The sequence below is a fragment of the Breoghania sp. JC706 genome, assembly GCF_037026715.1.
Lineage (GTDB): Bacteria > Pseudomonadota > Alphaproteobacteria > Rhizobiales > Stappiaceae > Breoghania.
The window spans coordinates 368,086-390,931 of record NZ_JBANCG010000002.1 but is presented as its reverse complement, the minus strand read 5'-3'; the positions used below and the strand labels follow the sequence as shown (position 1 = coordinate 390,931).

The 22,846-nt window shown below is 65.6% G+C and carries 24 protein-coding genes; 6 read left to right on the top strand and 18 right to left on the bottom strand.

Annotated elements, in window-relative coordinates; all coding sequences use genetic code 11:
* Positions 1 to 27 precede the first annotated feature (27 nt).
* The 8 genes from V2L18_RS04895 to V2L18_RS04860 all read right to left on the bottom strand — a co-directional run bounded on the left by V2L18_RS04895 (position 28) and on the right by V2L18_RS04860 (position 6,567).
* A complete protein-coding gene (locus V2L18_RS04895) occupies positions 28 to 522 on the bottom strand; it encodes a CesT family type III secretion system chaperone (RefSeq protein WP_336176692.1) in 495 nt (164 codons plus the stop codon).
* 72 nt (positions 523 to 594) lie between these two features.
* A complete protein-coding gene (locus tag V2L18_RS04890; protein ID WP_336176690.1) occupies positions 595 to 1,836 on the bottom strand; it encodes a hypothetical protein in 1,242 nt (413 codons plus the stop codon).
* A gap of 45 nt (positions 1,837 to 1,881) precedes the next feature.
* Positions 1,882 to 2,994, bottom strand: a complete 1,113-nt coding sequence (gene sctE / locus V2L18_RS04885; protein WP_336176689.1) for a type III secretion system translocon subunit SctE — start codon at positions 2,992 to 2,994, stop codon at positions 1,882 to 1,884.
* 52 nt (positions 2,995 to 3,046) lie between these two features.
* Entirely contained in the window at positions 3,047 to 3,616 is a 570-nt protein-coding gene (locus V2L18_RS04880; protein WP_336176687.1) for a tetratricopeptide repeat protein, read from the bottom strand.
* Between the two features lie 131 nt (positions 3,617 to 3,747).
* Positions 3,748 to 4,119 carry a tetratricopeptide repeat protein gene (locus V2L18_RS04875; RefSeq protein WP_336176685.1) on the bottom strand — a complete coding sequence of 124 codons (372 nt, stop codon included), beginning with the start codon at positions 4,117 to 4,119 and terminating at the stop codon, positions 3,748 to 3,750.
* Between the two features lie 2 nt (positions 4,120 to 4,121).
* Positions 4,122 to 4,508, bottom strand: a complete 387-nt coding sequence (locus V2L18_RS04870; protein WP_336176684.1) for a hypothetical protein — start codon at positions 4,506 to 4,508, stop codon at positions 4,122 to 4,124.
* An 8-nt stretch (positions 4,509 to 4,516) separates the two neighbouring features.
* A complete protein-coding gene (locus tag V2L18_RS04865; protein ID WP_336176683.1) occupies positions 4,517 to 6,025 on the bottom strand; it encodes a hypothetical protein in 1,509 nt (502 codons plus the stop codon).
* Between the two features lie 59 nt (positions 6,026 to 6,084).
* Entirely contained in the window at positions 6,085 to 6,567 is a 483-nt protein-coding gene (locus V2L18_RS04860; protein ID WP_336176682.1) for a hypothetical protein, read from the bottom strand.
* A 193-nt stretch (positions 6,568 to 6,760) separates the two neighbouring features.
* Between V2L18_RS04860 and V2L18_RS04855 the strand changes: the two genes are divergently transcribed.
* The 3 genes from V2L18_RS04855 to V2L18_RS04845 all read left to right on the top strand — a co-directional run bounded on the left by V2L18_RS04855 (position 6,761) and on the right by V2L18_RS04845 (position 9,335).
* Entirely contained in the window at positions 6,761 to 8,008 is a 1,248-nt protein-coding gene (locus tag V2L18_RS04855) for an HrpJ domain-containing protein (protein ID WP_336176681.1), read from the top strand.
* 40 nt (positions 8,009 to 8,048) lie between these two features.
* Positions 8,049 to 8,480, top strand: a complete 432-nt coding sequence (locus V2L18_RS04850; protein ID WP_336176680.1) for a hypothetical protein — start codon at positions 8,049 to 8,051, stop codon at positions 8,478 to 8,480.
* Positions 8,481 to 8,684: 204 nt separating this feature from the next.
* Positions 8,685 to 9,335, top strand: a complete 651-nt coding sequence (locus tag V2L18_RS04845) for a hypothetical protein (RefSeq protein WP_336176679.1) — start codon at positions 8,685 to 8,687, stop codon at positions 9,333 to 9,335.
* Between the two features lie 84 nt (positions 9,336 to 9,419).
* On the opposite strand, the gene gspD is transcribed toward V2L18_RS04845, so the two are convergent.
* The 10 genes from gspD to sctV all read right to left on the bottom strand — a co-directional run bounded on the left by gspD (position 9,420) and on the right by sctV (position 20,721).
* Positions 9,420 to 11,666, bottom strand: coding sequence for a type II secretion system secretin GspD (gene gspD / locus V2L18_RS04840; protein ID WP_336176678.1), 2,247 nt, complete (start codon positions 11,664 to 11,666; stop codon positions 9,420 to 9,422).
* A gap of 130 nt (positions 11,667 to 11,796) precedes the next feature.
* Complete coding sequence (locus V2L18_RS04835; protein ID WP_336176677.1) at positions 11,797 to 14,247, bottom strand: EscD/YscD/HrpQ family type III secretion system periplasmic domain-containing protein; 2,451 nt, start codon at positions 14,245 to 14,247, stop codon at positions 11,797 to 11,799.
* A gap of 148 nt (positions 14,248 to 14,395) precedes the next feature.
* Positions 14,396 to 14,719 (bottom strand): EscF/YscF/HrpA family type III secretion system needle major subunit, encoded by a 324-nt coding sequence (locus V2L18_RS04830; RefSeq protein ID WP_336176676.1) that lies wholly within the window; start codon positions 14,717 to 14,719, stop codon positions 14,396 to 14,398.
* Between the two features lie 34 nt (positions 14,720 to 14,753).
* Positions 14,754 to 15,035 (bottom strand): hypothetical protein, encoded by a 282-nt coding sequence (locus tag V2L18_RS04825; RefSeq protein ID WP_336176675.1) that lies wholly within the window; start codon positions 15,033 to 15,035, stop codon positions 14,754 to 14,756.
* Positions 15,032 to 15,721, bottom strand: a complete 690-nt coding sequence (locus V2L18_RS04820; RefSeq protein ID WP_336176674.1) for a Crp/Fnr family transcriptional regulator — start codon at positions 15,719 to 15,721, stop codon at positions 15,032 to 15,034. Before V2L18_RS04820 ends, V2L18_RS04825 begins: the two co-directional genes overlap by 4 nt.
* A 190-nt stretch (positions 15,722 to 15,911) precedes the next feature.
* Entirely contained in the window at positions 15,912 to 16,193 is a 282-nt protein-coding gene (locus tag V2L18_RS04815) for a hypothetical protein (protein ID WP_336176673.1), read from the bottom strand.
* 96 nt (positions 16,194 to 16,289) lie between these two features.
* Positions 16,290 to 17,015: a hypothetical protein gene (locus tag V2L18_RS04810; protein ID WP_336176672.1), complete on the bottom strand. Its 726-nt coding sequence runs from the start codon at positions 17,013 to 17,015 to the stop codon at positions 16,290 to 16,292.
* A gap of 49 nt (positions 17,016 to 17,064) precedes the next feature.
* The gene (locus V2L18_RS04805) at positions 17,065 to 17,646 is read right to left on the bottom strand and encodes a hypothetical protein (RefSeq protein WP_336176671.1); all 582 of its coding nucleotides are present in this window, start codon (positions 17,644 to 17,646) and stop codon (positions 17,065 to 17,067) included.
* On the bottom strand, positions 17,643 to 18,563 hold the full coding sequence (locus V2L18_RS04800) for a MotA/TolQ/ExbB proton channel family protein (RefSeq protein WP_336176670.1): 921 nt from the start codon (positions 18,561 to 18,563) through the stop codon (positions 17,643 to 17,645). Before V2L18_RS04800 ends, V2L18_RS04805 begins: the two co-directional genes overlap by 4 nt.
* Positions 18,564 to 18,570: 7 nt before the next feature.
* Entirely contained in the window at positions 18,571 to 20,721 is a 2,151-nt protein-coding gene (sctV, locus tag V2L18_RS04795) for a type III secretion system export apparatus subunit SctV (protein WP_336176669.1), read from the bottom strand.
* A gap of 229 nt (positions 20,722 to 20,950) precedes the next feature.
* Here sctV and V2L18_RS04790 point away from each other — a divergent pair, with 229 nt between their 5' ends.
* From V2L18_RS04790 to sctJ, 3 genes are all read left to right on the top strand, one after another.
* Positions 20,951 to 21,313 carry a hypothetical protein gene (locus V2L18_RS04790; RefSeq protein WP_336176668.1) on the top strand — a complete coding sequence of 121 codons (363 nt, stop codon included), beginning with the start codon at positions 20,951 to 20,953 and terminating at the stop codon, positions 21,311 to 21,313.
* 77 nt (positions 21,314 to 21,390) lie between these two features.
* A complete protein-coding gene (locus V2L18_RS04785) occupies positions 21,391 to 22,002 on the top strand; it encodes a hypothetical protein (protein WP_336176667.1) in 612 nt (203 codons plus the stop codon).
* A 19-nt stretch (positions 22,003 to 22,021) separates the two neighbouring features.
* Positions 22,022 to 22,843: a type III secretion inner membrane ring lipoprotein SctJ gene (gene sctJ, locus V2L18_RS04780; protein WP_336176666.1), complete on the top strand. Its 822-nt coding sequence runs from the start codon at positions 22,022 to 22,024 to the stop codon at positions 22,841 to 22,843.
* Positions 22,844 to 22,846: the final 3 nt, after the last annotated feature.

Below are 22,846 nucleotides of genomic sequence, written 5' to 3'. Positions count from 1 at the left end.
CAATGGATGGCCGCGCCCGCGCGGACATCAAGGTTTCAGAATAAGGAGATCGGCGTCTGCCGCGGGCTCCCCGCCCCGGCCCGGCCCACCGGCGAAATGCGGCGACAGCCGATCATCGGCAACGATCATGCGAAGCGTCTCGCCGGTCGAAATCACGTCGGCGACAAGATCGGCGAGCCTTGCGAAATCGCGCTGCGGCGTGCGGTAGAAGCCGCGTGCGAGGATCGTCCCCGCCCCGCCGGTCTCAGGCTCCAGAACCGTGAGCGTGTCGCGTGCCGGCGACAGCGCGAAATTCAGCTTCAAGATCTTTTCCAGCTCGGCGCGCCGCGTCGTCTCGTCCTGCGACAGCCGGCCGACGTGCATCTCGATGACGAGTGTCTCGTCGTCGTCGCCGGGCCTCAGCGTCACGTCGAGATCGTCGACTTCCAGAACGACCTCGTCGTCCGCGTCGAAGACCGGCGCGTCCAAGGCAAGATGGCTCCAGAAATCGCGTATGAGCTTTTCGAAGACCGGGCGCTCCATCGCACTCTCGTTCGACTGTCTGCGGAAAACGAAGGAGGCGGAAGGCCGCCCGGCCGGCCGCCGTCGGCGTGGCTAGCCGCGCGTGATGGCCGTCATCTGCGCCACCTCCGCGTCGCGCATTTCCTTGATGAAATTGATCAGCGTCTTGATCATGTCGTTGAGGCTCTGCTGGGCCTCGGCGCTGAGATCGGCGTAGCTCTTGGTCAGTTCCGCATCCGCGGCCTCGCGCGCGGCCTGGGCTTCGGCTTCCTTGGAGGCCAGATTGGCGCCCGAGGCCGCTCCGGCGGCGGAGCCTTGTCCCATATCGCCGATGGCTTTGGCCATACCCGCAGCGCCCTGGACCTTGCCCTGGCGTATTTCGATATCCGTCAATCCGGGCTTGAACTCGGAGGGACCGGCGGGATCGACCGGATTGCCGCCTTGCGGCGGCGGCGGCGGGGCACTCTCATTTCCGCCGTTGCCGACATTGGCCGAATTGGAGGCATTCGTCGAATTTGCGGCATTCGGATCGCGGGCATTGATCGAGGGCGCGCCGTCGGCATCGACCGTGCCACGGGTTCTCTGGATGGAGACCTTGACCTCGATCGTCTCGGTCTCCGCGACATTGGCCGGCCGGGTCGCGGAGCCCGCCCTGGTGGCGCCGGAAGCCTCCGTCGCGGCATCGCCGACATTGCCCGCCTTGCCCAGCTTGTCGGCACCGTTCATGTTCGGCGCGCCGTCAAGGCCTCCGGCTTTCGGCATGGCGGCCTTCAGGTCCTTCAGCTTGGAGGCGTTTTTCATCGCACCGCCGAGCGACATCGCCGAGGCCGCGAAGGAAAACGCGGCCGCGCCGATGCTGACGCACATCTGGATGAGGGCGGCGGAGGCGGCCTCCTTGCCGGCCTTTTCCAGCTGATCGGCCTGCGATTCCAGTTCGCTGCGCGCCTGCTGGCGCAACGCCAGCCTGTTGTTCAGCGCATCCTTGCGCTGGAGCCCGCCCAGTTCGACCATGAGCCGCGCCAGAATGCGGGAATTGTCGCCCGGCGACGTGCTGGAGGCGAAATCCGCGATGATGCGCGAGGCCGTCTCGAAACGGTCGAGCGCGTCGTTCAGGTCGGCGGTGGAGATATCCGCGGGAGGGCTGAAATCGGGGCTCTTGACCAGCGACAGGAAAATCGCCTGTTCGCCGGCCGGAAGACCCGTGGCCCGGGCCTGGATGCCGGCCGCGACCTGCCGCGCCTGTTCCGGGGAAACGGTCAGTTCGCCTTCCGCGTTCATGAAGGAACCGGGAAGGTATCGAGGGTCGATGCCCGCCTGGGTCGGCGTTATGGCCATGTCTCAACCTCCAGCAAATTTCGCTCAAAAGGAAAGCCCGGGCCATTAGCCCGTGAAGTGGGCGCGTGCCATCGTGTTGGCGCGATCGTTCATCGAGCCCTGGACCGTTTCCAGCATGGCGTTGAAGCGCGAATTGGCCCCGGAGATCTGCGCCATCAGGATGTCGATGAAATCGTCGAGGGTCTGGATGAAGGCCTCGATCCTCTTGCCGTCGGCCTGATTGGCCTTGGCCTCGGCGCCGAGATCGGCGGCCTGTTTGTTGGTGACCGCCTGGCCGATGGAGGAGGTGGCTTCACCGACGGTGGCGATGCCGGCCGCCGCCTCGCCGGCGATCTGGACGGCTTTCATCGTCACCTGCGTCGCCTCCGCGACGCCCTCTGCCGCCGACGCCAGACTGGAGAAGCCAACGCCGATGGTCGCGACCGCGAGCGCCACCGCCACAACGGCCATGGCGATGGAAAAACCGGTATCCCAGTCGGAGGCGATCTTTGCGGCCTCCTCCGCCGTCTTGCCCTGGCTCATGGCAATGGCATAGGCGGCATTGCCCAGCATTCCCTTGCCGGTGGTCGCCGACACGATCGAATCCACCGTCATGATCAGGCCGACCACGCCGCCGGCGATCATCAGCGCGCCGACGGCAACCCCGACACCGGTGGCAACAAGCGCGGCGCCGATGGCGATCGATATGGCCGCCGCGATGGCAGAGAAGGCGGTCTTGATCCAGCCCCAGATGCCCGCGTCCTTCTTGGCGTCCTGGGCCTCGTCGAACTTGGCCTGCGCCTCCTCGATCTTCTTCTGCTTTTCGCCGAGCGAGGCCCGCTTCTTCTCCTCGTCGTTCAGCAGCTTGCCGGTCTGGACGTCGCCGACGACGTCCTTCATCTTCGCGATCGCCATCGCCAGTTCCGCGTCGAGCGCGTCGCCGCCGCCCTTCGACATCAGCCGGCTGAGCGCGCCCATGACCGCGCCATAGCTGCGCGAGGCGCTCCCCGCCGCACCCTTCGCGCCATTGCCGCCGGCCTCCGGAAGAGCCGTGGCCGCGAACCCGGCAAGGCCCGCCCTGAGGGCGTCGGCCTCCTGCTGACCCTGCGCCTGCTCCGCACCCTGCCCGAGGCCGGCCAGCGCGGGATCCATGGAGCGAATAACGTTCACGTCCGACATGACATCAAATCCTGTTTGCGTAACGTGTTGTGACGAATGAATAATCTCGATGTCAGGCCGGCCCGGCCGGGTCGCTTCCGGCCTCCGCGATCAGGGCCAGCATCGCCTCCGCATCCGCCTTCAATTCCGGCGCACCGTGCCCCCGCTCGACGAGCGCGACGGCGACTTCGAACGCCTCGCGGGCATTGTCGGGCTCGCGCGCTGCCAACAGGCATTCGCCGAGCCGCAGGTACGCATCGACATGGGTCGCATCGAGCCCGAGGGCGACGGCATAGAGCTTGCCGGCGGTCGCGAACTTTTCCTGGAGCTGGAAGGTGCCGGCGAGGGCGAAGGGAAAGCGGGCATCGAGCCCGTCCAGCTTGCAGAGCATGGCGAACATGTCCTGCGCGCCCTGCAGATCGCCGCCGCCCAGCGCCCGGACACCGGACTGGAACAGGGCATCCATCTCGCGGTCGGTGAGATCGAATATCTCCTTCGGCGCGTAGCCCGCCTGCATCAGCCGGACCCGGTTGTCTTCGGCAAGTCCCGAAGCCTGGAGAATGGTCTCGATCGCGGGAGCCGACGCTTCCAGCAGTCTCGTGAAGTCCTCCGCGGAAGAATAATCCGTATCCATGATCGACATGGCTGCCTCCACCCGAACGGAAATGCTGTTGTTCGACTACCTAACAGCCGAGGGAGACTTTCTGTGTGCTGTAAGGCACACCAAAACCTCGAAAGCTGCGCGGGATGAAAAGGCGGCGTTCCGATAACGGGCTATTCGGAGATGAGACTGCGCGCGATCTCGGCGCTTTCCAGCGTGCGTCCGGTCTCCCAGTAGCAGCGCGCGCGCAGGTAACGGCGAGCCCGCTTTTCCGGCGACAGGCCGCGCGCCGCCGTGCCAGGCGGATCGGACAGGTCCAACGCCTCCAGATCCTCCAGCGCTCCGGCATAGTCGTCGCATTTGAAGCGCAGGACTGCGCGGGCGAGCAGCAATTCGGGCGTTTCGCCGCCAATGGCCGTCAGCGCCTCGACAAGCGTCAGCGCCTTTTCCGGGCGCTCGTGACTGGCCAGCACGAACACTGTCAGCGCCAGATAATCCCGTTGCCGGGCCGTCAGAACCGTTGCGAGCGAAACAAGCTCCAGCATGGCTACCCCTTGAGCAGCGCGGCCAGAGCAGCGCGGACCTCGTCTTCCAGTTCCAGCTCGTCCGCCAGGATCGCCCGCGCCTCGCCCAGCACCCGGCGCACCTCGCCGCCCGCCCCTTGCGCGAGCGCGCCCAGCGCATCGTGCGTGTCGGACCGCGTTTCGGACAGCACGGAGGGGCGCAGCAGTTCCGAATCCAGGAATGCGGGCTGCAAAAGTTCCGTCAGGCGCTCGTCCAGCGACGGTCGGCGCAGGATCTCGTCCAGCTCGCCCTGCCTGGGCAGGAATTTCGGCGCATCGCGCCCGCGCACCGGCAGATGCGCCTCGTCATCCACCCGCCAGCGCGAAACGCTTTCGAGCCCGATATTGAGCGGCCGGATCGGTGTCGACATTCCGTCACCTACATCCGCGCGATCGATGTCAGACTGTCGTTCAGCCTGCGAAGGGCATTGTTCGCGAGATCGAAGTGACGGTTGCGCTCCTGGTTCATCGACGAGATGTCATTGGTCAGGATCTGGCTGTTCTGGTTGATCAGCGTCACCGCGTCGGCCAGCTGCGTGGAATAGATGTTCCACGCTGACTGGGTCTTGGTGACCAGAACGGTCGCCTCCTCCTTGGTCTTGTCGTTGATCACCTTGCGCTTGGAGAAGTCCTCCAGAGGCCGCGTAATGCCTCTGAGATCCTCCAGCGGGTGCCCCAGTTTCAGCAGGTTCGGGCCGGAATAGTAGCTGTCGAACATGATCATCGCCCGGCGCTCCTGGGTATCCAGATCCATGTTCGCGGTCGACCAGTTGGGATCCGCTCCGGAGACGACCTTCTCATCCGTCGTGCCGTCGATGTTCCGCTTCTGCTTGCTGCCTTCCTCGCCGGAGGGAAACGTCTTCAGGACATCGTTCACAAGCTTCTGCATGGCCGCGTAGTCGCGCAGCAGCGCATTCTGCTGTTGCAGTTCCTCGGTAAGGACGGCGACCTCCGCCTCCTTCTTGATGTTGTAGGAAAGCTGAAGCATCGAGATCAGCGAGGGAAGGTCCAGCCGCTTCCCATCGAGGGAGCCGCTCTGAGAGATGGAATGCCGCTGTTTCGCCAGCTCCAGAAGCCGCTTTTCCTGCGCCAGGAAACTTTCCAGCCCCGACGTGATCGTCACATTGTTGTCCAGGCTGTTCAGCTTCTCGGGGACCGTGACGCTGTCGGAAAAGGACTGCGCCGAGACCGCCTTCTCGAATTGGCGCATCCGCGTGTAACGGTCCACGATATCGGAGATCTCGCTGTTGATGTTGGCGGAGGAGAACAGGCTGTTCTTGTCGATGCGCTCGATGATCAGGTTCAGCTGATCCGTGAACAGGTCCCTGTTCGCGCTGCCGTCGTTCTCGATGAAGTCGATCTTTTCCTGAACCAGCGCCTTCATCGCCTCGCGGTAGGAGGTCGCCGTCGCGCCGAGCGACACGCCCCATGCGGCGGCAAGATCGGCGACGACATCCGGCGCTGTGGCATTGAGCGCGGTCGTGTAGTCCGCGATCAGGGCCTGATCCGCATTGGGCATCGGGGCCAGATCGGTCTTGGAGAGCGCCTGAAGAACCAGCACGGTTCGCCCGTCGCTCCCCAGCAGCACATCGAGACGCTCGCCCCCACCCGTCAGCACCAGCTTGCCGCCCGCCTCGGCGCGATTGAGGAGCTGCAATTGCTGGGAAGAATGCAGGCCGGAAAAGAATTTGGGCGTGATACTGGCGAGATCCACCGTCGCCAGATCGACCTCCGCGCCGGTCTCATCGACGGGATTGGGCAGGCTCGTTTCGGCGGATGTTCCGTCCATGTAGGGAAACAGGGTTTCCGCATTTCCCTTGTTGAGAGCATCCGCGGACCCGTCATCCGCGGACCCGGGCAAGGTTTTGAGCGGGTTCGGATCCGGCATCGACGCGCTCGGAAAGGAAAATGTGGTCGCCCAGAAATTCGGCATGAGACAGGTCCCGGTTACAGTTTCAGACGCGTCCTGTAGGCCGCGCGATCGCCGCCGACATCGCCGCCGGTCAGCGCGACCGGCCGTTCGCCGCAAAGGCGGCTCAATCCGGTTTGCGAGGGCGCGACGGGGTCATAGGCACCGGCATCGCCTTCGAATGTCTGGCCGGCGATCCGGCGGACATGGCGTTCGAAATCAGCCACGCGCGACGCGAAATCCTCCATCGTCCCGACGCGCGCGATCCGGAGAACAAGGCTCTGGCAATGCGCATCGTGCCGCAGCAGCGGCGTCGCCAGGATCGCGGAAAGCTGCGCCTCGATGCCGGCGAAAGCCTCTGCAAACCCCGCCTCGCGGCGCACGGACCCGTCGCGCCACGCAAGCAGGGACCTTTCGGCTCGCCGTATCTGCGTCTGCGCATCCTGAAGCGTGCCGTTTCGGGGAGGCTCGCGCCACGGAGCCCGCAAACCGCCGCCCCGCCCGTCGTCTTCAACCGACACAGGCCTTCATCCTTCCGCCGATCCATCATGAAGCGGGATAGTGATGCGCCAATGACGTGTCCGGTGTGCCATTCGGCACATTGGTGCGAAGAAACGACACGTATTTTCACAGCCAGGGCCTTCCCGGCCGATCGACAGGTTCGTCGGCGTACGGGGCGCGGGGCCGTTTGTCTCGACCCTCGGGGAAATGGGCATGGTTGAAATCAATACGCTTCGCCAGCAGGTCGCCTCCGGCAACGTGCAATCGACGGTCGGCGCGGAAGTGCTGGAACAGGCGCGCGGCGCGCAGAAGGGCAATTCGGCCGCGGCCGCCGTCATCAACAACGACCTGTCCGACATTCAGGAGGAGATCGGCAACGCGGCGGCCCATCTCAAGGACAAGCGCTCGCTCGGCCAGGACAAGCTGCGCCAGGGCCAGGGCGCCAACCGCGAGGCGCTCAGGCGCATTGCCGACTACTATGACAAGCTGCCCGACAAGCCGCACGAGGACGATCTGCGCGATCAGGTCAAGACGCTGCAGAAATACGAGGACCTGCTCGAAAAGGGCGGCGGTGGCGGCGGGGCCGTCTCCGCGGACGACATCCTCCACGCCCTGCGGGATTTCGACAGGGACGTCACGCACCAATACGAAGCCCTGCGGGCCGTCAGCCGCTATTACGAAGATACGCAGGCCGATTTCGAGGGCCGCGGGCCGAGCCCGGAACGGGCGGCCGCGCGCGAGGCACTGCGCGCGGAGCTGGGGGCCGCCGGCGCGCGGTTCGAGCGCGATCCCGATCTCATGCGGGACGTTCGCGCCGGCTATGCGGTGGCGGCGCTCGCAAGAGACGCGGCGCCCTCGCTGGAAACCGACCCGGCGGCGCTGCGCGATCACTACCGCGAGATGCTGCGCGGCCCGCAGACCATGGCGCGGATCTTCGACACGCTGTCCGGCTTCAATCTGCGCCTTGCCTTCGACACGGTGGTGGAGCTGTTCATGCAGGCGGCCGGCAACGACCTCGCCTCCACCACGACCAGCACGGATCCCGTCTTTCTGGGCGCGCTGGTCAAGGAACTGGGCAAGCTGAAGACGATGCGCACGCTGTTCGATGCCTCCTTCGAGGTGCTGGCCAGGGTTCAGCGCATCGATCCGGACTTCGCCAACGGCGCGGGCGCGGCCGGCCCGGTGGAGCTCACAAGCGCGCTTCTTCATTTCTGCGCCAGACCCACCGCGAGCCTTGCCGACGCGCGGGCGCTGACGAAGCCGTTCGAAACCGGGTTCCCGCCTACCATGGTCGTTTTCGGCAATGAATTGCGGGATCTTCATGCCATGGCTCCCGACCAGGTCTTCCCCTCCGATCAGGCCTGCCTGCAACAGAAGAACGCGCTGCGGCAGCTGCAGACGGAGCTCACGGAAGTCGAAGAGCAGTTCTTCGAGGCCCAGCACGATCCGGACATCGCCTGACCAGGACCACTTTCGCGCCACCGCATTCAGGGAAAGCTCCATGACCGCCCCATTCACGCGAAGCGTCCTGCAAGCAATCGAGGACTTTGCCGCGGGCCTGCAGATCGACCATATCGTGCGGTCCGAAACCGGCAGCGTGTCCTTCAGGCTGGACCGCGCCGGGCTGATGAGCTTCTTTCCCGCCCAGGACGGGCGCCGCACGCTTGTCAGCCTCAAGCGGACGCCCCGCCGCCCGCCCCGGACGGAAGACCTCGAAAGCTTCCTGGGCCTCGCCGGGTGGGAGCCGTATCTGCACGCTCCGATCAATGCGGGAATGACAGCGGACGGTGGGTTTCTGCTGATCGCGAGCCTGTCCAACGACGACGTCAACCGGCAGAGCGTCGAGGTCTGCCTGGACCGCCTCGCCGCGCTGCACGATCAGGCCGGCCCGGATGATCGGGCAGGCCGGCACGAGGGTTTCGCGATGAGCTGACGGGGGCCGCACGTTAGTCGCCTCTCCCGTTGCGTGATGACCGGACATACACCGCCTGCCGCAGAGGAAACATTTGCGCATACAGGTCCATTGATCGTTATATTTTATTGACTGGCATAAAACTTTTTTATCTGGTATCCATCGCAAGGACACTGAACCTGCTCTCATACTGTGCAACGCGCATTGATTGATTTTGGAGCCACTGTGTTCTGCGAACCCAACGATCAAGGCACTCTGGTCGCTCCGCTGCCCGAGCAGGCTCTGGGCAGGACGTATTTCGGGCATGCCGATACGGACGCGCTCGCGGGGAATGCCCTGATCGGAAGTCTCCTCACAAAGCTTCGCGAGAGGCTGGCCTCGGACACGAAAGACGCGCAGATCCTGTGCCGCTATCTGGAGGAATGCGGCCTTGCCGACCTCGCCGATGCGGGGCTTGAGGCGTTCATTCGGGCCCATTTCCCGGCAGGGGCAGACGGGCTTTCCAGCATCCACGATGTCTACAGGGCGGCCTGCGAGCGGTTCGGACAGCTCGATTACGTCCACGCAACCGGCCTGTTCGCGCTGATCGCCTCGCTTGAGGATGTCCAGGGCTACGGCCGGATCGCCCTGTCGGCCTGTGCGGCGCGACAGGGATTTTATCGCAGCGGCTACGATCTGGCGGTCGCCTCCGTGACCTCGCAGATGCCGCACCCGCGCAGCGGCCTGCTTGCGGGACATTGCGCCCTGCGGCTCAACGAGAAGAAGACGGCCCGCCATTATCTGGCCCTCGCCTCCCGCATCGCACGCCGGAGCGCGACCTACAGGGCCGAGCGGCGCGCGTCGCAGACCAGGCTGCTGGCGCTGCAGTTCGCCTGATCCGCCCGGGCGCCTGCCCGTCTCACGAACAGCCGGTCATTCAAACAACCTGTCATTCAAACAGGCGGTCATCCGAACACGCGGTCATTGCGTCGACAGGCGCGCCCGGATGAGCCGGGTGATGTTCTGGATCTGGGAGGGACGGCGGACCACGCGCGGCGTGATCATGACCACCAGTTCGGTGCGGTTCTTCCGGCTTGTCGTCTGCTTGAACAGGTTCCCCATCACCGGCACGCGCGACAGGACGGGCACGCCCGTCGTCACCTTGTCGTCCCGATCCTGGATCAGGCCGCCGAGAAGCACGGTCTTGCCGGAGTTCACGACGATGTCGGAATTGATCGTGCGCTGCTGGATGATCGGCGTCAGTTCATCGCCGTTGGCCGCGGTCTTCGCCGAACTGACTTCCTGCTGGATATTGAGCACGACCGAATTGTCGGAGCGGATGCTGGGCGTCACCTGCAGAATGATGCCGACGTCGCGCACCTCGATCTCGTTCGTCGTGGTGGTGGTGCCGGTATTGGTGGCGGCGGTCTGCTTGGTCAGGTAGGGGATCTGGTCGCCGACGGACAGGCGCGCCGCGCGGCCGTCCAGCACCGTCAGATAGGGCGAGGAGATGACCTTCACGTCGGTGACAGCCTGAAGGGCGTGCAGGACGAAGCTCGCGGTGTAGTCGCCGAAATCGATATCGAAGGAGGCGACGCCGCCCGCGCCGCCCGGATCCGTGATGAACGGGGTTCGCGACGAGCGCACATCCACCCCCTCCCCGCGCAGGAAGGCCTGAACGCCGTAGTCCAGATCGTCGGTCAGATCCACCTCGACGATGGTCGCCTCGATGACGACCTGCGCGAGCGGCAGATCCAGCGCGCGGACCACGTCGCGGATGCGCTTGAACTGACGGAAGGTGGCATAGACGAGCAAGGCGTTGTTGCGGGTGTCGGGCACGATGGAGATGCCGGTGTCGGCCTGGGGAATGGTCGGGTCGACCTGCGGGGCAAAGGCGCCTTCGATGCGGCCGATCTCGAAACGGGCCGCCGTCGGCGAGCCCTGCCCCCTGCCGTTGGAGGAACGAATGATCGACGGCGGCGTGACGCTCTCGCCGTCTCCGCCGCCGCCGTCCGACGCGGCGGCGTTTCGGGCCCCGGGCCGGGTCTCGGGGCCAGTCCGGGAACCGTCGTCGGCGCGCGCGCTGCCGGTCGCGGCCGGGGGCTTGCCGGCGGCGGCGGGGCCTTCGCCGGCGAAGATCGCATTGAGCTGGTTCGCGATATCGGCCGGCGGCAGGTGCTGGAGCGGAATGACCCGCAGGGAGGCGACGTCCCGGTTGTCCTTGTCGAGACCGGAGATGAGGGTGCGCGTGTTGCGCAGGATCCGCTCGTTTCGCGCGCCCACCAGCAAGGCCTGCTGATCCTCCAGCGGGATGACGAGGGGCACATCGGGAGCCGATATCGACTGGCTGGCATAGTAGGCGCCGATCGCGGCGGCCACCTTTTCCGGCGAGCTTTCGCGAACCGGAATGACCGCGACGAGGCTGTTTCCCGCACCGCTGTCGGCCAGCGCCCGGATCAGTTCGGTGACCGGCCGGACGTCGACCGGGCTGAGCCGCAGGACAAGCGAATTGGAGCTGGCCACCGGTGTCACCGTCGCGCCGCGCGGCAGGATCGTGGCGACAACGCCGGCCATGTCCTCCGCGCTGCCGCGCTTCAGATTGACGATCTTCGTGACGTATTCCCCCGACGCGCCCGCCGCCGCGTTGGTCTCCATGGCGGCGATCGTCTCGCCGCTGCCGATCTGGTAGACGCCGTTGATCAGCTTCATGACGTAGCCGTGGCGCGCCAGAATATCGCGCAGGATCGAGGGAATGAGCGCACGGGGCACCGGCTGTTCGGTGCGGAAGGAAACGCGGCCCTCCAGCTGGTCCGCCGCCACGTAATTCGCCGTCAGCAATCCGCCGAGAAGCTGCTTCACGACATAGTCGAGGCTGTCGTTGTCGAACGAGATCTCCACCCGTTCGCCGAGGTCGGTCCCCGACACGCCCGCATCGTTGAGTTCGCTTTCGTTGCGCCGGACCTCTTCGCCGGACACCGAAATGTTCGTGGGCTCGTTCTCGATGATCGCCACGACCCCGACGGGCGCCCTGCCGTTGGAGGGAAGATTGACCTTCGCCGTGTCGATGCCCCGGCCCCGCGGCTCATCGCGATAGCCCGCAAGCCAGGGCTCGCCGACAATGGCATCCGGCGCCTGAACGCCCGAACAACCGACCTGAAAAAGCAGAACCGGCGCGATCGCAGCGCGCAGCAGCCGCTTCACATGACACAAGATCGAGTTGACGCGCATTCTCACACATTCCCGCGATTGCGCCCCCGCAGAGGCCCCTCATCAGCATTGACAGAACCGGAAACGGCCCGGCTCCTATTCGCGATTTCCCACTATCCATCCTGTCGCTTCAGCTGTTCTTCGCTTGATTTCAGTTGAATGCCTTCCAGGACAGATCATCCGAATAGATCACCGGGACGAGACCTTTGTCGGAACGGACCAATGCGCCGAGCGCCCCGACGCTCGATAGACGGCTGCTCACATCCGGGGAGCTTCCCTCGCGGATCTTCACGCCGTTCTTCATCTGCAGGTAGCGGATACGCTCGCGCAGCATGACCCCGCTGATCTCCATTGCGGGCACCCGGAAGTCGCGCACCAGAAAGCGGACGAAGGCCGGATTGCGCCGGGCCTCGTCGAGGTAGAACGACATCGACGGCAGGGGGAGGCCCTGTTCGCCGGCCAGCCGCTGCGCGCACTGGCGCGTGCGTTCGGGGTTCAGCGCCGCTTCGAGCAGCAGGTACTGGCTGGCCTCGTCGAAGGAGACCAGGGACTTCTCGGTCGTCAGGCTCAGGAAATCGAGCCAGAACAGCACCGTGACGAGATCGGACTCGGTCAGCGCGGAGCCGTCCCAGCATTGCCGGCGCCCGGCCTTCGGCTGCAGGATCAGCGGCAGGAACGCGGCGCGCAGGTTCCGGTCCGCAGCCGCCGGCGCCCCGCCAGCCGTTTGCGGCGACGCTGCTGACGACGCTGGTGACAACACTGGCGACGACATCGGGGGCCGCGTCCGCTGCGCCACCTCGTTCCAGTGTTCAAGGACGCGTTGCGCGGTCATGTCGGGCGTCTCGGCACCAGGCACGCCCGAGGCAGAAGCCCCCGAGGCCGTCGCGCCCGAAGCCGGGGCGGCATCGCCGGAACCGCGCACGAGGCCACCCGCGGAGCCCCTCGCGAAACCGCCCGCAGAACCGGAAGCCTGGCCGTCCGCCAGATCATCCGTCGGCCCGTCCGCCGGATCACCCGCCAGATCCCCCGCCGGATCACCCGCTTGCCCGCCGACAACGGTGTCGGCCGATCCGCCCGGGGCGCGCCGCGCGCCGCCGTCGCCGCTGTGGCCGCTGTCGCCATCGCGATGTCGCTCAAGGAGCGCGCGGGCTCCGGCAAGGAGGCTTTCCTCGCCGGTCGGCGAGGCCGCGAGCGGCGACGTCTGCGCGCGGCCGGCCGAAGCGCTGTCGCGCGGCCCGCCCTGAGCCCCGGCCGTGGCGATCGAAGCGGTGGTCTCGCCCTCATCGGCGGGAGAGCTCGCAAGTCCGGCGAACACGTCCCGCGCACCGAACACCCCGTGCTTGAGCTTTTCCAGATCCAGCACGTATTCCGGCTGCGCGCCGCTTTCCGCCTTGCGCGAGCCTTCGATGGCGGCCGAGGCGCCGACAACCGTCGGCCGTCCCTGCGCGAGCACCTGCCCCTGCTCGTTGACGAGCTGGACGTAGGACGTGAGCGGGATCCGGTCGGCGTAGCGGCGTGCATAGGCCTGGATGAAACCGACCCATGCGTCGATCTTGTCGGTCATGACGACGCCGCTCGCCTCTATCCGCTTGTTGTCGAGCCGGAACAGGACGGTATCGTCGACGCCGGAGCGGGCGGCCAGATGCCGGACTTCCGCGAAATAGGTCTTCTCGGTCTTCACGTTGTAGGCGATGTCGGAGAGCCCGAGGACCTCGCGCCGGATCGTGTCGAGAAACCGGCCGGACGCCTCTTCCGACAGGATGACGCCCTCGAACGTCACCGCGCCGGCCGGCGACAGGTCGTAGGTGACGTCGACCCCCTGGTTGGCGATGGTCGCATCGATCTGGGTGCGGATGGTCTGCAGGACCCGGAGCCGCAGGTGCACCTGGATACCGGCCTCCTCGATGGCGTTCTTCAGGGCCCGTTGCTCGACCAGCGCCTCCACGTAGCCTTCGACATAGAGCGCGCCGTCCACCTCCTCGCGAAGGCTGATGGAGCGTCCGAAGGGAAAACCGTCAAGCGTCCTGCGCACGATCTGGAAATCGGACCCGGTCTGCGCGCCACCCGCATTGGCTCCCGCGTGGAGATCGGGAACGATCAGCCAGAGCAGCGAGGCCAGAACGAAGACGCAGCCGAGCGCGACCGCCGCATAACGGCCCCATCCCGGAGCACAGTCGTCCCGGGAGCGTGCGTTGGGACGGGAGGGCCTTGAACGTTCCGTGTCCTTTCCCGGCGTCCGGCGCTGCTCCATGTTCGCCGTCAGTTCGGCCCATTTCGCGTCCGGCGCTCCGATGGCGATGGTGATCCCGCCGATGGTCAGCAGATCGAGCGGCTCGATCTCGCGCCATTCCTCGTCGCCTGCCTCGATTTGCAGGCCGGAACCGGTCGAAAGCCCTCCGGCGCCGCCGGCGATCGCGATGACGCCGCCCCGGATCCGCAGACGCGCATGGCCGCTCTTCAGCAGCAGGTCGACGAATTGCAGGTCGTCGTCCGGCCCGCAACCGAACGTATACTCGCCATCCGACAAGGCCACCTCGACGCCGGATTGCAGTCCGGAGAAGACCTTCAGGATCAATTGGCTGGTGTTGCTGATCGACGTCATTGCGCTGAACCACCGTACTGCACGCCGCACTCCGGGCGCGCACTCGACCACCGCCCTTTGCACGAGGGCCTCGGGACGGCCGCAGGCCGGTTCTCGCCGGTTCCCGCCCCCGGGGGAGGGAAACGCGAACCGGCGGAACCGTCATGGGTCAGTTCACGTTGCGGGCGATCGTCTTCAGCGAGTCCGACACGCTCTTGATCATGTTCGTGCGCAGATTGGTCACCGCCGACCAGGCGTTCATGGCCATCTGCATGGAGAACATCTTTTCCGTATCGGAGAGGTTCGTGTTCGCCTCGATGTTGCGGATGTCTTCCTCGATCTCCGCCATCTGGCCCTGAAGCTCGGTCTGGCGGAAAATCAGGTCGAAGCCCTCGCGGTTGGCACTGTAATTGGCAGTGCCCGTGCCGCCGGGATAGGTCGGCGGGGCGCCCGACGTGCCCGTGATCCCCGCACTCGTGGAAATGTTCGCCATGTCTACCTTCCTGTCTGCTCGTCCAACTTGCCTGCTATTGCCCGCGGGTTTGCGAACCGGCGGGAAACCGGGAAACGATGTCGAAGGCGGCCTCCAGCGCGGCATGCGCGGCGCTGGCCTTGCGGAATTCGTTGGGCGGCAGGCCCGCATCCATCAGCGCGCGCAAGCGCTGCGCCCTGTCGGCCAGCATCGCCGTGGTGCGTTCCTGCACATCGCGCCCCTGTGGCCCGCCGAGCCGCTCCTCCAGGTCGGTCATGCCGAAGCCCGTCGCTGTCCCGTCGCCCGCCATGGGAAGATCGTCCTGCATCGCGCTCACCAGCCTGCGTTCATGGTCTGCATTTCCAGTCCCTCGGGATCGAGGATGATGATCTTGCGGTCCTGGGCGACGATCAGGCCGTCGCGCTCCCAGGACTTGAGCACCCGGTTGACATTGCCGCGGGTGCCGCGCGCCATGGCGCCGAGATCGCTCTGGGTCACCATCGTGCCCAGGTAGGGAACGACCCGCCCCTTGTATTCCATGGTGTGGCCGAGGCTGGTGGTCAGCCGCAGCAGGGACAACGCCAGCCGCGCGGAAAGGCTTGTCAGATAAAGGCTTTTCGTGACGTCGATGTAGGTGCGGTAGCGGGTCGCGATCAGGTCGCTGAGGGCCGCGCGGATCTCCTGACCGCAGCTGTCGCGGGTGTGGAAGACATCCGCGTTGACCACCAGAACGCTGACGGTGCCGATCGTCGACGCCGTGTCGGTGTAGAGGGACCGGTCGAACACGCCCAGCTCGCCGAAGCTCTCTCCCGGGGGAACGATCGCGTAGAGGATCGCGGTGCCGTCTTCCATGATGTAGGAGAGCCGGACATAGCCGGACAGCACGATATAGAACTTGTCCGCCGTATCCTCTTGCAGATATATCACACTGTTTTTGTTATATACCGTCTTGTACGACGACTTAACGATTGCCGACTTCACATCAGCAGTAAGATCATCGTAATCGGGCAACCAATGCAACATACCAAGACCCATCACTACTTTATCTACAAGACAATTTGCTCTTTTTCGGCTCTGTAACTTGCGTCGTTCGCAGCCGGGACAGATGCCTGTTCAGGATAAATCGCCTGACCGCGCGACATCGGCTCCAGATAAACTCTCTCGAGCGCGATATTTTTAATGAGGACCGGAGCGCTCCGTTCGCGAACCCGGCCTAGATCGCCGTCCCCCCGGGCAGGTAGACCGAGGCGGCCTCCAGCTCCTGCGCCACATCCGTTTCGGTTGCGGCACCTGCCCTCTTGCCATCCCCTTGCGGCATGATCCCGCCCCTGTTCAGGTATTCTTCGAACTTCGAGGCATTCGCCCGCACCTGCGCGGCCGCGCCCGTGTCTTCCGAACGAGGCTCAAGATTTTCTGGAGTTTGCGCGTCCTCGGACACCAGATTGCGAGACGCCGTCATATTCGACTTCTGCAATGGATCGACGTTCCACGCCACAGCCCCCTCCTTCATCATCCGAAAGGCTAAAAAACCCTAAACATTCAACATCGAAACGCTACGTCACTCTGTAACATTTAGCACGCATTTGGCGATTCAGCGTTTTCTCTCGGTCCGCAGGATGATCAGTGCGAACATCCCGTAGAGAAAAATTACCGCATAATTTTCAATGCCTTGCCCGATCCGAGACAGGGCACCGCCCGCCCGGGCCGCCAAAGACACCCGCCGCCGCAATTCGTCATCTTGGTTAACGGAAGCATCAGGGATGCCTCCGCCGGCGGACAACAACCGTTTCAGCTCCCGCCGGAACGCGGACGGGTCTGCATTCGCCGCGATCAGTTTCGCAAAGCCGGCCGACCACACTTTCCGGCCGCCGGGATCGGACCGGTAGAGCGCGCGCGGCACGGGCACGACCCGGATTGCCCCCGCTTTCGGCAGGCCGGCGCCGAGCACCGCGTTGAGCTGCTCGTTGGAGAAATTGAATAGGACCGGAGCGCCCTCGCCGGCGTCTCGTTCACGCGCGACGCGCGAGACGAGCGCCCGCATCGCGGCCGCATCGCGCGGGAATTCCCGGCCCGGATCGAAGGCCTCCCCGTGATGGCGGACAAGCACGTAGCGGTCGGGAAAAACGTCGATCATGGCAGCCTCGGTTCGCCCGCCCCATGTTCGCGCGTAAAGGGCGGCGACCATATCCTGCGGGGAAAGCGGAGGGCCGACATGGGTTGCGAACGACGCCTCGATGCGGTCGGGGGAAATCGCGGCGGGCGGTTCGGGAGCCGGGCCGCCGGCTCCGTTGGCCAAGACGAGCAGGAACAGCAGCACCGCGATGCCCAGCGTGCCGGCAACGAGATCGGACAGGGCGATGAACGCGCTATTGCGCATCGCCTGCCCCGGCCCAGGCCGCTTGCCCGGCTGTTTGCCCGGCTGTTTCCCCGCCTCCGCCGCCGGCCGAACTGCCGGCACCGAAATCGCACCGCGCGGGCATATGGCCCGGCCGGAAGAACCCGCAGGCGCCGTCGAGATAGACCCGTGCGATCGACGCGAGGCCTGCGCGGGAAAAGAGGGTCTCCAGCACAAACGCGGCCTCCTGCCCGCTCTCCTCGATGAACAGGACGGGGACGCCGCCTTCAGGATCGGCGGCGGCGATCCTGGCGCGCAGCAACGGATCGTCGAGGATGGCGTCGAGGGGCACGAAAACCGGGCGCGGGCCGGAGACCGTCGCCCCGTCGCGCCCGGCAACGATCAGCAGGCGGGCGGCATGCGCGCCGCCTTCCGCCTCCTGCCGCATCAGCCTGTCGATGACCATCGCGATTTCGGAATTCCGCGACTGCGCGAGGTTCGCCAGCGGCAGGAGCACGATCACTGACATGAGGACGACGGCGGTCAGCCCGACGAGGATGTCGATGCCGGGATCGAAGAGGTCGCCGCTCTCCGGGTCCTGCGCCACGCTCATGCCTTCCCGGGTGCTGCGCGAAGGGCCGCGTCGGCTTCCGCCTTCTCCACATAGCCCAGCGCCAGCGTGGTGACGAGGCTCGCCACCAGCCCGAGCAGCGTCGTCTGGAAGGCAAGCGAAATGCCGCCGAGGCTCGCGGTCAGCGCGGGCGTCAGGTCCGCGACGACGGAGCGGTCGCCGGAGAAGACCTGCGGCAGGCCGGAAAGCGCCTCCATGATGCCGACGACCGTGCCGAGAAAGCCCAGCAGGGGGAGGCTTGCGATGAGGAGGCGGATGAACGTGCGGATGGAGCCGTTCAGGGGCTGCGCCGTCTTGAGCCGCAGCAGCGCGTCGCCGATATAGGCGAATATGACGAAAAAGACGGCAACGATCAGGTAGTGGATCGGCGTATCGGCGACGAACGTGCCGGCAAGCCAACTGGAACCCTGCGGAGTGCCTGTCGCCCGCAGATGGATCACCAGCGCATAGAAACCGAAGGCGAGCGCCAGTCCGAACAGGAGGTAGGGCGCGACCGACGCCGTGTTTGCGCAGCCCTGTATCTGCCGTTTCGCGGCGTCGCTTTTGGCCAGAACGAGACCGCCGGAAAGGCAGACGAGGACCTGCGGCCACAGCCGCGTGGTCTCCACCGCGTGCGCCAGCCCCACGCCATCGAGCGCATTGGGCCAGAACACGGGATAGAGCGTGCCGCCGGCCCCGGCCAGCACCACGAGGGTGGTGAGCCAGCCTGCCCGCGCCGGCGCCCATTCGCCCCGTCGCCCGCGCAGCGCGCCGAAGAGGAGGACCAGGCCGGTCCCGGCCAGCAACGCGACACCGCTCGCGGGGCCGGCGAAAGGCAGGCCATGAACCATGAGGTGAAGGCCGAGCGATGCCAGCAGGCAGCCGATATAGACGTTGATCTGTTTTTCGAGCCTGCCCATGGCGCCCTCAGACCGTGGAGAGGCGTTTCTGCTGGCCCGCGGCGCCCAGCCGGATGCGTTCGAGCGGCTGGATGTTCGCGTCCGCCGCCAGTTCCTGGAACGACAGGACCGGGAGGTTCGGGAAGTCCCGCTCCACGATCTTACGCATGAAGCGGCGGATATCCATCGGCGCCAGCATCACGGGCATGGAGGTGTGCTGGTTCAGATCTCCCATCGCCGCCTTGATCGCGGCCGTGAGCTGGCGGTGGACGTCGGGCGACAGCGCGAGATAGGAGGCGCCGCTGGTCTGGCGCACCGCGCCGCGGATCTCGTCCTCGACCTCCTTGGAAAGGAGATAGGCGGGAATGACGTTCTGACCGGCGGAGAACTTGTAGGTGATGTAGCGCGACAGCGCGCCCCGGACATGCTCGGTCAGCATGATCGGGTCTTTCTCCTTCTGCCCCCAGGCCACCAGCGCCTGCAGGATGGTTCTCAGGTCGCGGATGGAGATCTCCTCGCTGACCAGGCGCTTGAGAATGTCGGTGATGGTGGTGATCGGCAGGGCGCGCGTCGCCTCCCGGACCAGTTCGCCGAAATCCGCCTCCATCTGGTTCATCAGGTACATCGTTTCCTGAATGCCGATGAACTCGCTGGCGTGATCCTTCAGGACGTGGGCGAGATGGTAGGTCAGCATCGAGGACAGCGTCATGATCTGGATGCCCGCCCGCTGCACGGTGGGCAGGTGCTTCATGGCGACCCAGTGGCTCGTGGTGCTGGGCAGGAAATCGTCCCCCACCTCGAAAGGAATGGCGAACATCTTCAGGTTGGCGGCCGTTTCGCGGGCAATGAAATAGCCCGGCCGCGCGAAGCCTTCGGCGACCGGGATCTCGTTGACCATGATGCGGTATTCGCCCTCGTTCAGATTGTCGTTGAGGCGCAGGTTGATGCCGGGAAACGGCACGCCGAGGTCGAAATAGAGGGCGCGGCGGACGCGGGCGACCTCGTTGTCCAGTTTTTCCGGCCGGATCGCGCCGCGCACGGCGGAGGCGATGTCGACGATCAGCGGCACGGTCAGGGCGAAGGTGACCGCTTCCACCTTCTCGAAATCGTCCGTGTCGGCGGTATCGGGAAAGGCGGGGGGCTGGCCCTTCTTCGCGATCGCCGGGGCGAAACTGGGCATCTCGTGCGAACGGCCGGAGGTTGCCGCCTTGCGGCGGTTGCGCATGATGAAGAAGCCGCCGACGCCGCACAGGAGGGCGAGCGGAATGAACACCCCGGGCGGGAAGCCCGGCACCGCGGCGAACCCCAGCAGGATGCCGGAGGCGATCATCAGCGCCTTGGGCTCGTTGATGAGCTGGAACGCGATGTCGCTGCCCAGATCCTCGTTATCGTCGGAGGACACCCGGGTGACGATGAAGCCGGCGGTGATGGAGATGAACAGCGCCGGGATCTGCGAGACCAGCCCGTCGCCGATGGTCAGGATCGAGTAGACGTCGAGAGCCTGGGAGGTATCCATGCCCCGCTGGCTGGTGCCGATGATGACGCCGCCGATGATATTGACCGCGATGATGATCAGGCCGGCGATCGCATCGCCCTTGACGAACTTCATGGCGCCGTCCATGGCGCCGTAGAGCTGGCTTTCCTTCTCCAGCTTGGAGCGCCGGCGCTTGGCCTCGTCCATCTCGATCATGCCGGCGCGCATGTCGGAATCGATGGACATCTGCTTGCCGGGCATGGCGTCCAGCGAGAAGCGCGCGGACACTTCCGCCACGCGCTCCGAGCCTTTCGTGATCACCAGGAAGTTCACGATGGTCAGGATCAGGAAGATCACCGAACCGACGATCAGGTTTCCCGCGACGACGAAGTTGCCGAAGGTCTCGACGATCGCGCCCGCATCGGCCTGCAACAGGATGAGCCGCGTCGTGGTGATCGACAAGGCCAGCCGGAAGAGCGTGGTCAGCAGCAGGATGGAGGGAAAGGCGGAGAACTGGACCACATCGGACAGATAGACCGCCACCATCAGCAGGATCGCCGCGAGGCACAGGTTCAGGCCGATCAGCATGTCCACGAGAAAGGTGGGCAGCGGCAGGATCATCATGAAGACGATGCAGATCAGCAAGAACGCAAGGATCACGTCATTGCGTTTCGACATGACCTGGAGGACGCGCGTGATCGTCATCGGCTGGTTCTTGCTCTGCGGGCTGCTTGCTTCATCCCCCTTAAGGAACGTCGGATCGGCGAGCGGCGGTGTGCCAAATGAGACAGCCGCGCATTCAATTCGGAGTTAGGGCTTGAGACAGGCGGGCCGCGAGGCCCACGGAGATTTCAAACCCCGCCGCAGCGCCGGACCCATTTCCGCGCGCCGGCAAGTCCCCGGCAAATCCCCGGAAAATACGATGTGAGGCGGTATGGACGACATTCTCGACAGGGACCTGATCAGCCTGCTTGTCGATATCGGCTTCATCGCCGGATCGAGGGGCATGAACGCCCATGCGCGCGCCATCTTCGCCGCGGTCCGCGCGCTTCGCCCCGATCAGGAGGCCGGGGTTCTGGGCGACAGCATGGTCGACATTCTCAGCGGCGATGCGGGAAGCGCCGTCAGAAAGCTGAGCAAGGCGCCGACGACCGTCGCGACCAGAACCTTTCTGGGCATCGCCCTGATCCAGCAGGGAAACGTGTCGGACGGGCGCGAGACGCTCCAGACGGTCTGCCGGATCGCGCCCGAAACCCCGTTTTCCCGAATGGCCGAGGGCGTGCTCGCCGGCATGTAATTCCGCATCCGGCCGTTTCGGGCCCCGGCTTCGATCCCGAACCCGCCGCCGCATCCGCAGTGAGGAAAAGCATCGAGATGGTTGCAGCGACCACGCTACTTGCAAGCACGATGAGCCCGCTCGCGCCGCAGCAGACGGGCGAGATGGTCGCCCCGCGGATCGGCGGGATCGCGAACGCAGGGACCGGGCCCTCGATCGCCCGTTTCGAGGTGGCGATGCAGCAGGCCGGCCCGCTTGCGAGCCAACAGGTCGGGCCCGCAGGCGCCATCCCCTCCGCCTCTTCGCCAGCGGTTGCCCCGCTCGCCCCGGCAGACGGTGCGGGCGCGACCTACGGTTCGCAGCCAACCAGGGGCGGCTTGCCCGCGAACTTCGCCTCCGGCCCGGATCTCGACCGGCAGCGGGCGCTGAAGGGCCTTGATCTCGACCGCGCCCCGGTGATGGGGCCGGACGGCATTCGGGCGACGGACGGCCAGGGGGACGCCATCCTCGACGGACTGTCGCGCCTTCGCGGCGCGTTCGACGCGCAGACGGGCCGCCTCACCGACACCTCCGGCGCCTGGATGACCCGCGAGGGGCAGCTCTTCGCCGTTCAGGTCGAGATCATCAAGTATTCCCTGCTCATCGATGTCACATCAAAGCTTACCGGCAAGTCCACGCAGACTTTCGATACTCTGATGAAAGGGCAGTAGAAACAGGACCTTGCACGCGATGCCACGTTTCACGAAATCCGTCCTTGCGCGCTTTGCGGTCCTCGTCGGGCTCTGTCTTTCGCTGGGCGCGTGCAAGCTGGACCTCTACAGCGGGCTTGCCGAGCGCGACGCGAACGAGATGCTCGCGATCCTTCAGGCAAACGGCGTCAGCGCCGACAAGCAGTACATGGCCAAGGACGGGGTCACGCTGCTGGTGGAGAAGGACGAGCTGGCGCGTGCCATCCAGATCCTGAACCAGAACGGCTACCCCCGCGAGGCGCGCGATTCCATCGGCGATGTCTTCAAGAAGAGCGGGATCATGTCCTCGCCCTTCGAGGAACGGGTCCGCTTCATCTACGCGCTTGCGGAAGAAGTCTCCAAGACCCTGAGCGAGATCGACGGCGTGCTGACCGCGCGCGTCCATATCGTGCTGCCGGAGGACCCGGGCCTCGGCGAGCAGATCAAGCCCTCCTCGGCGGCGGTGTTCATCAAGCACCGGATCGGCGTCAGTCTCGATTTTTTCGTGCCGCAGATCCGCCGTCTCGTCGCCAACGCGATCGAGGGGGTGGAGTACGAAAACGTGTCGGTGGTGATGGTGGAGGCGGAGCGGCCGCAGGTGCTCAACCAGCAGCCGCGCTCCATGGTGGCGGAACTCCTGCCGGGCCTCGGCGTGCGGGAGAGCGACGAGCGCTTCTTCTGGCAGCTTGCCGGCGGCGCGCTCGCCCTGATGACGCTGCTCGTCTTGTCCAATGCCGTCACCGCCTACGGCTTCGTCAGGGCGCGCGGCGCGAGACGGCTGGCAGAAGCCCAACTCGTTCAGCAAACACAGACCGAGGAGTAGGTG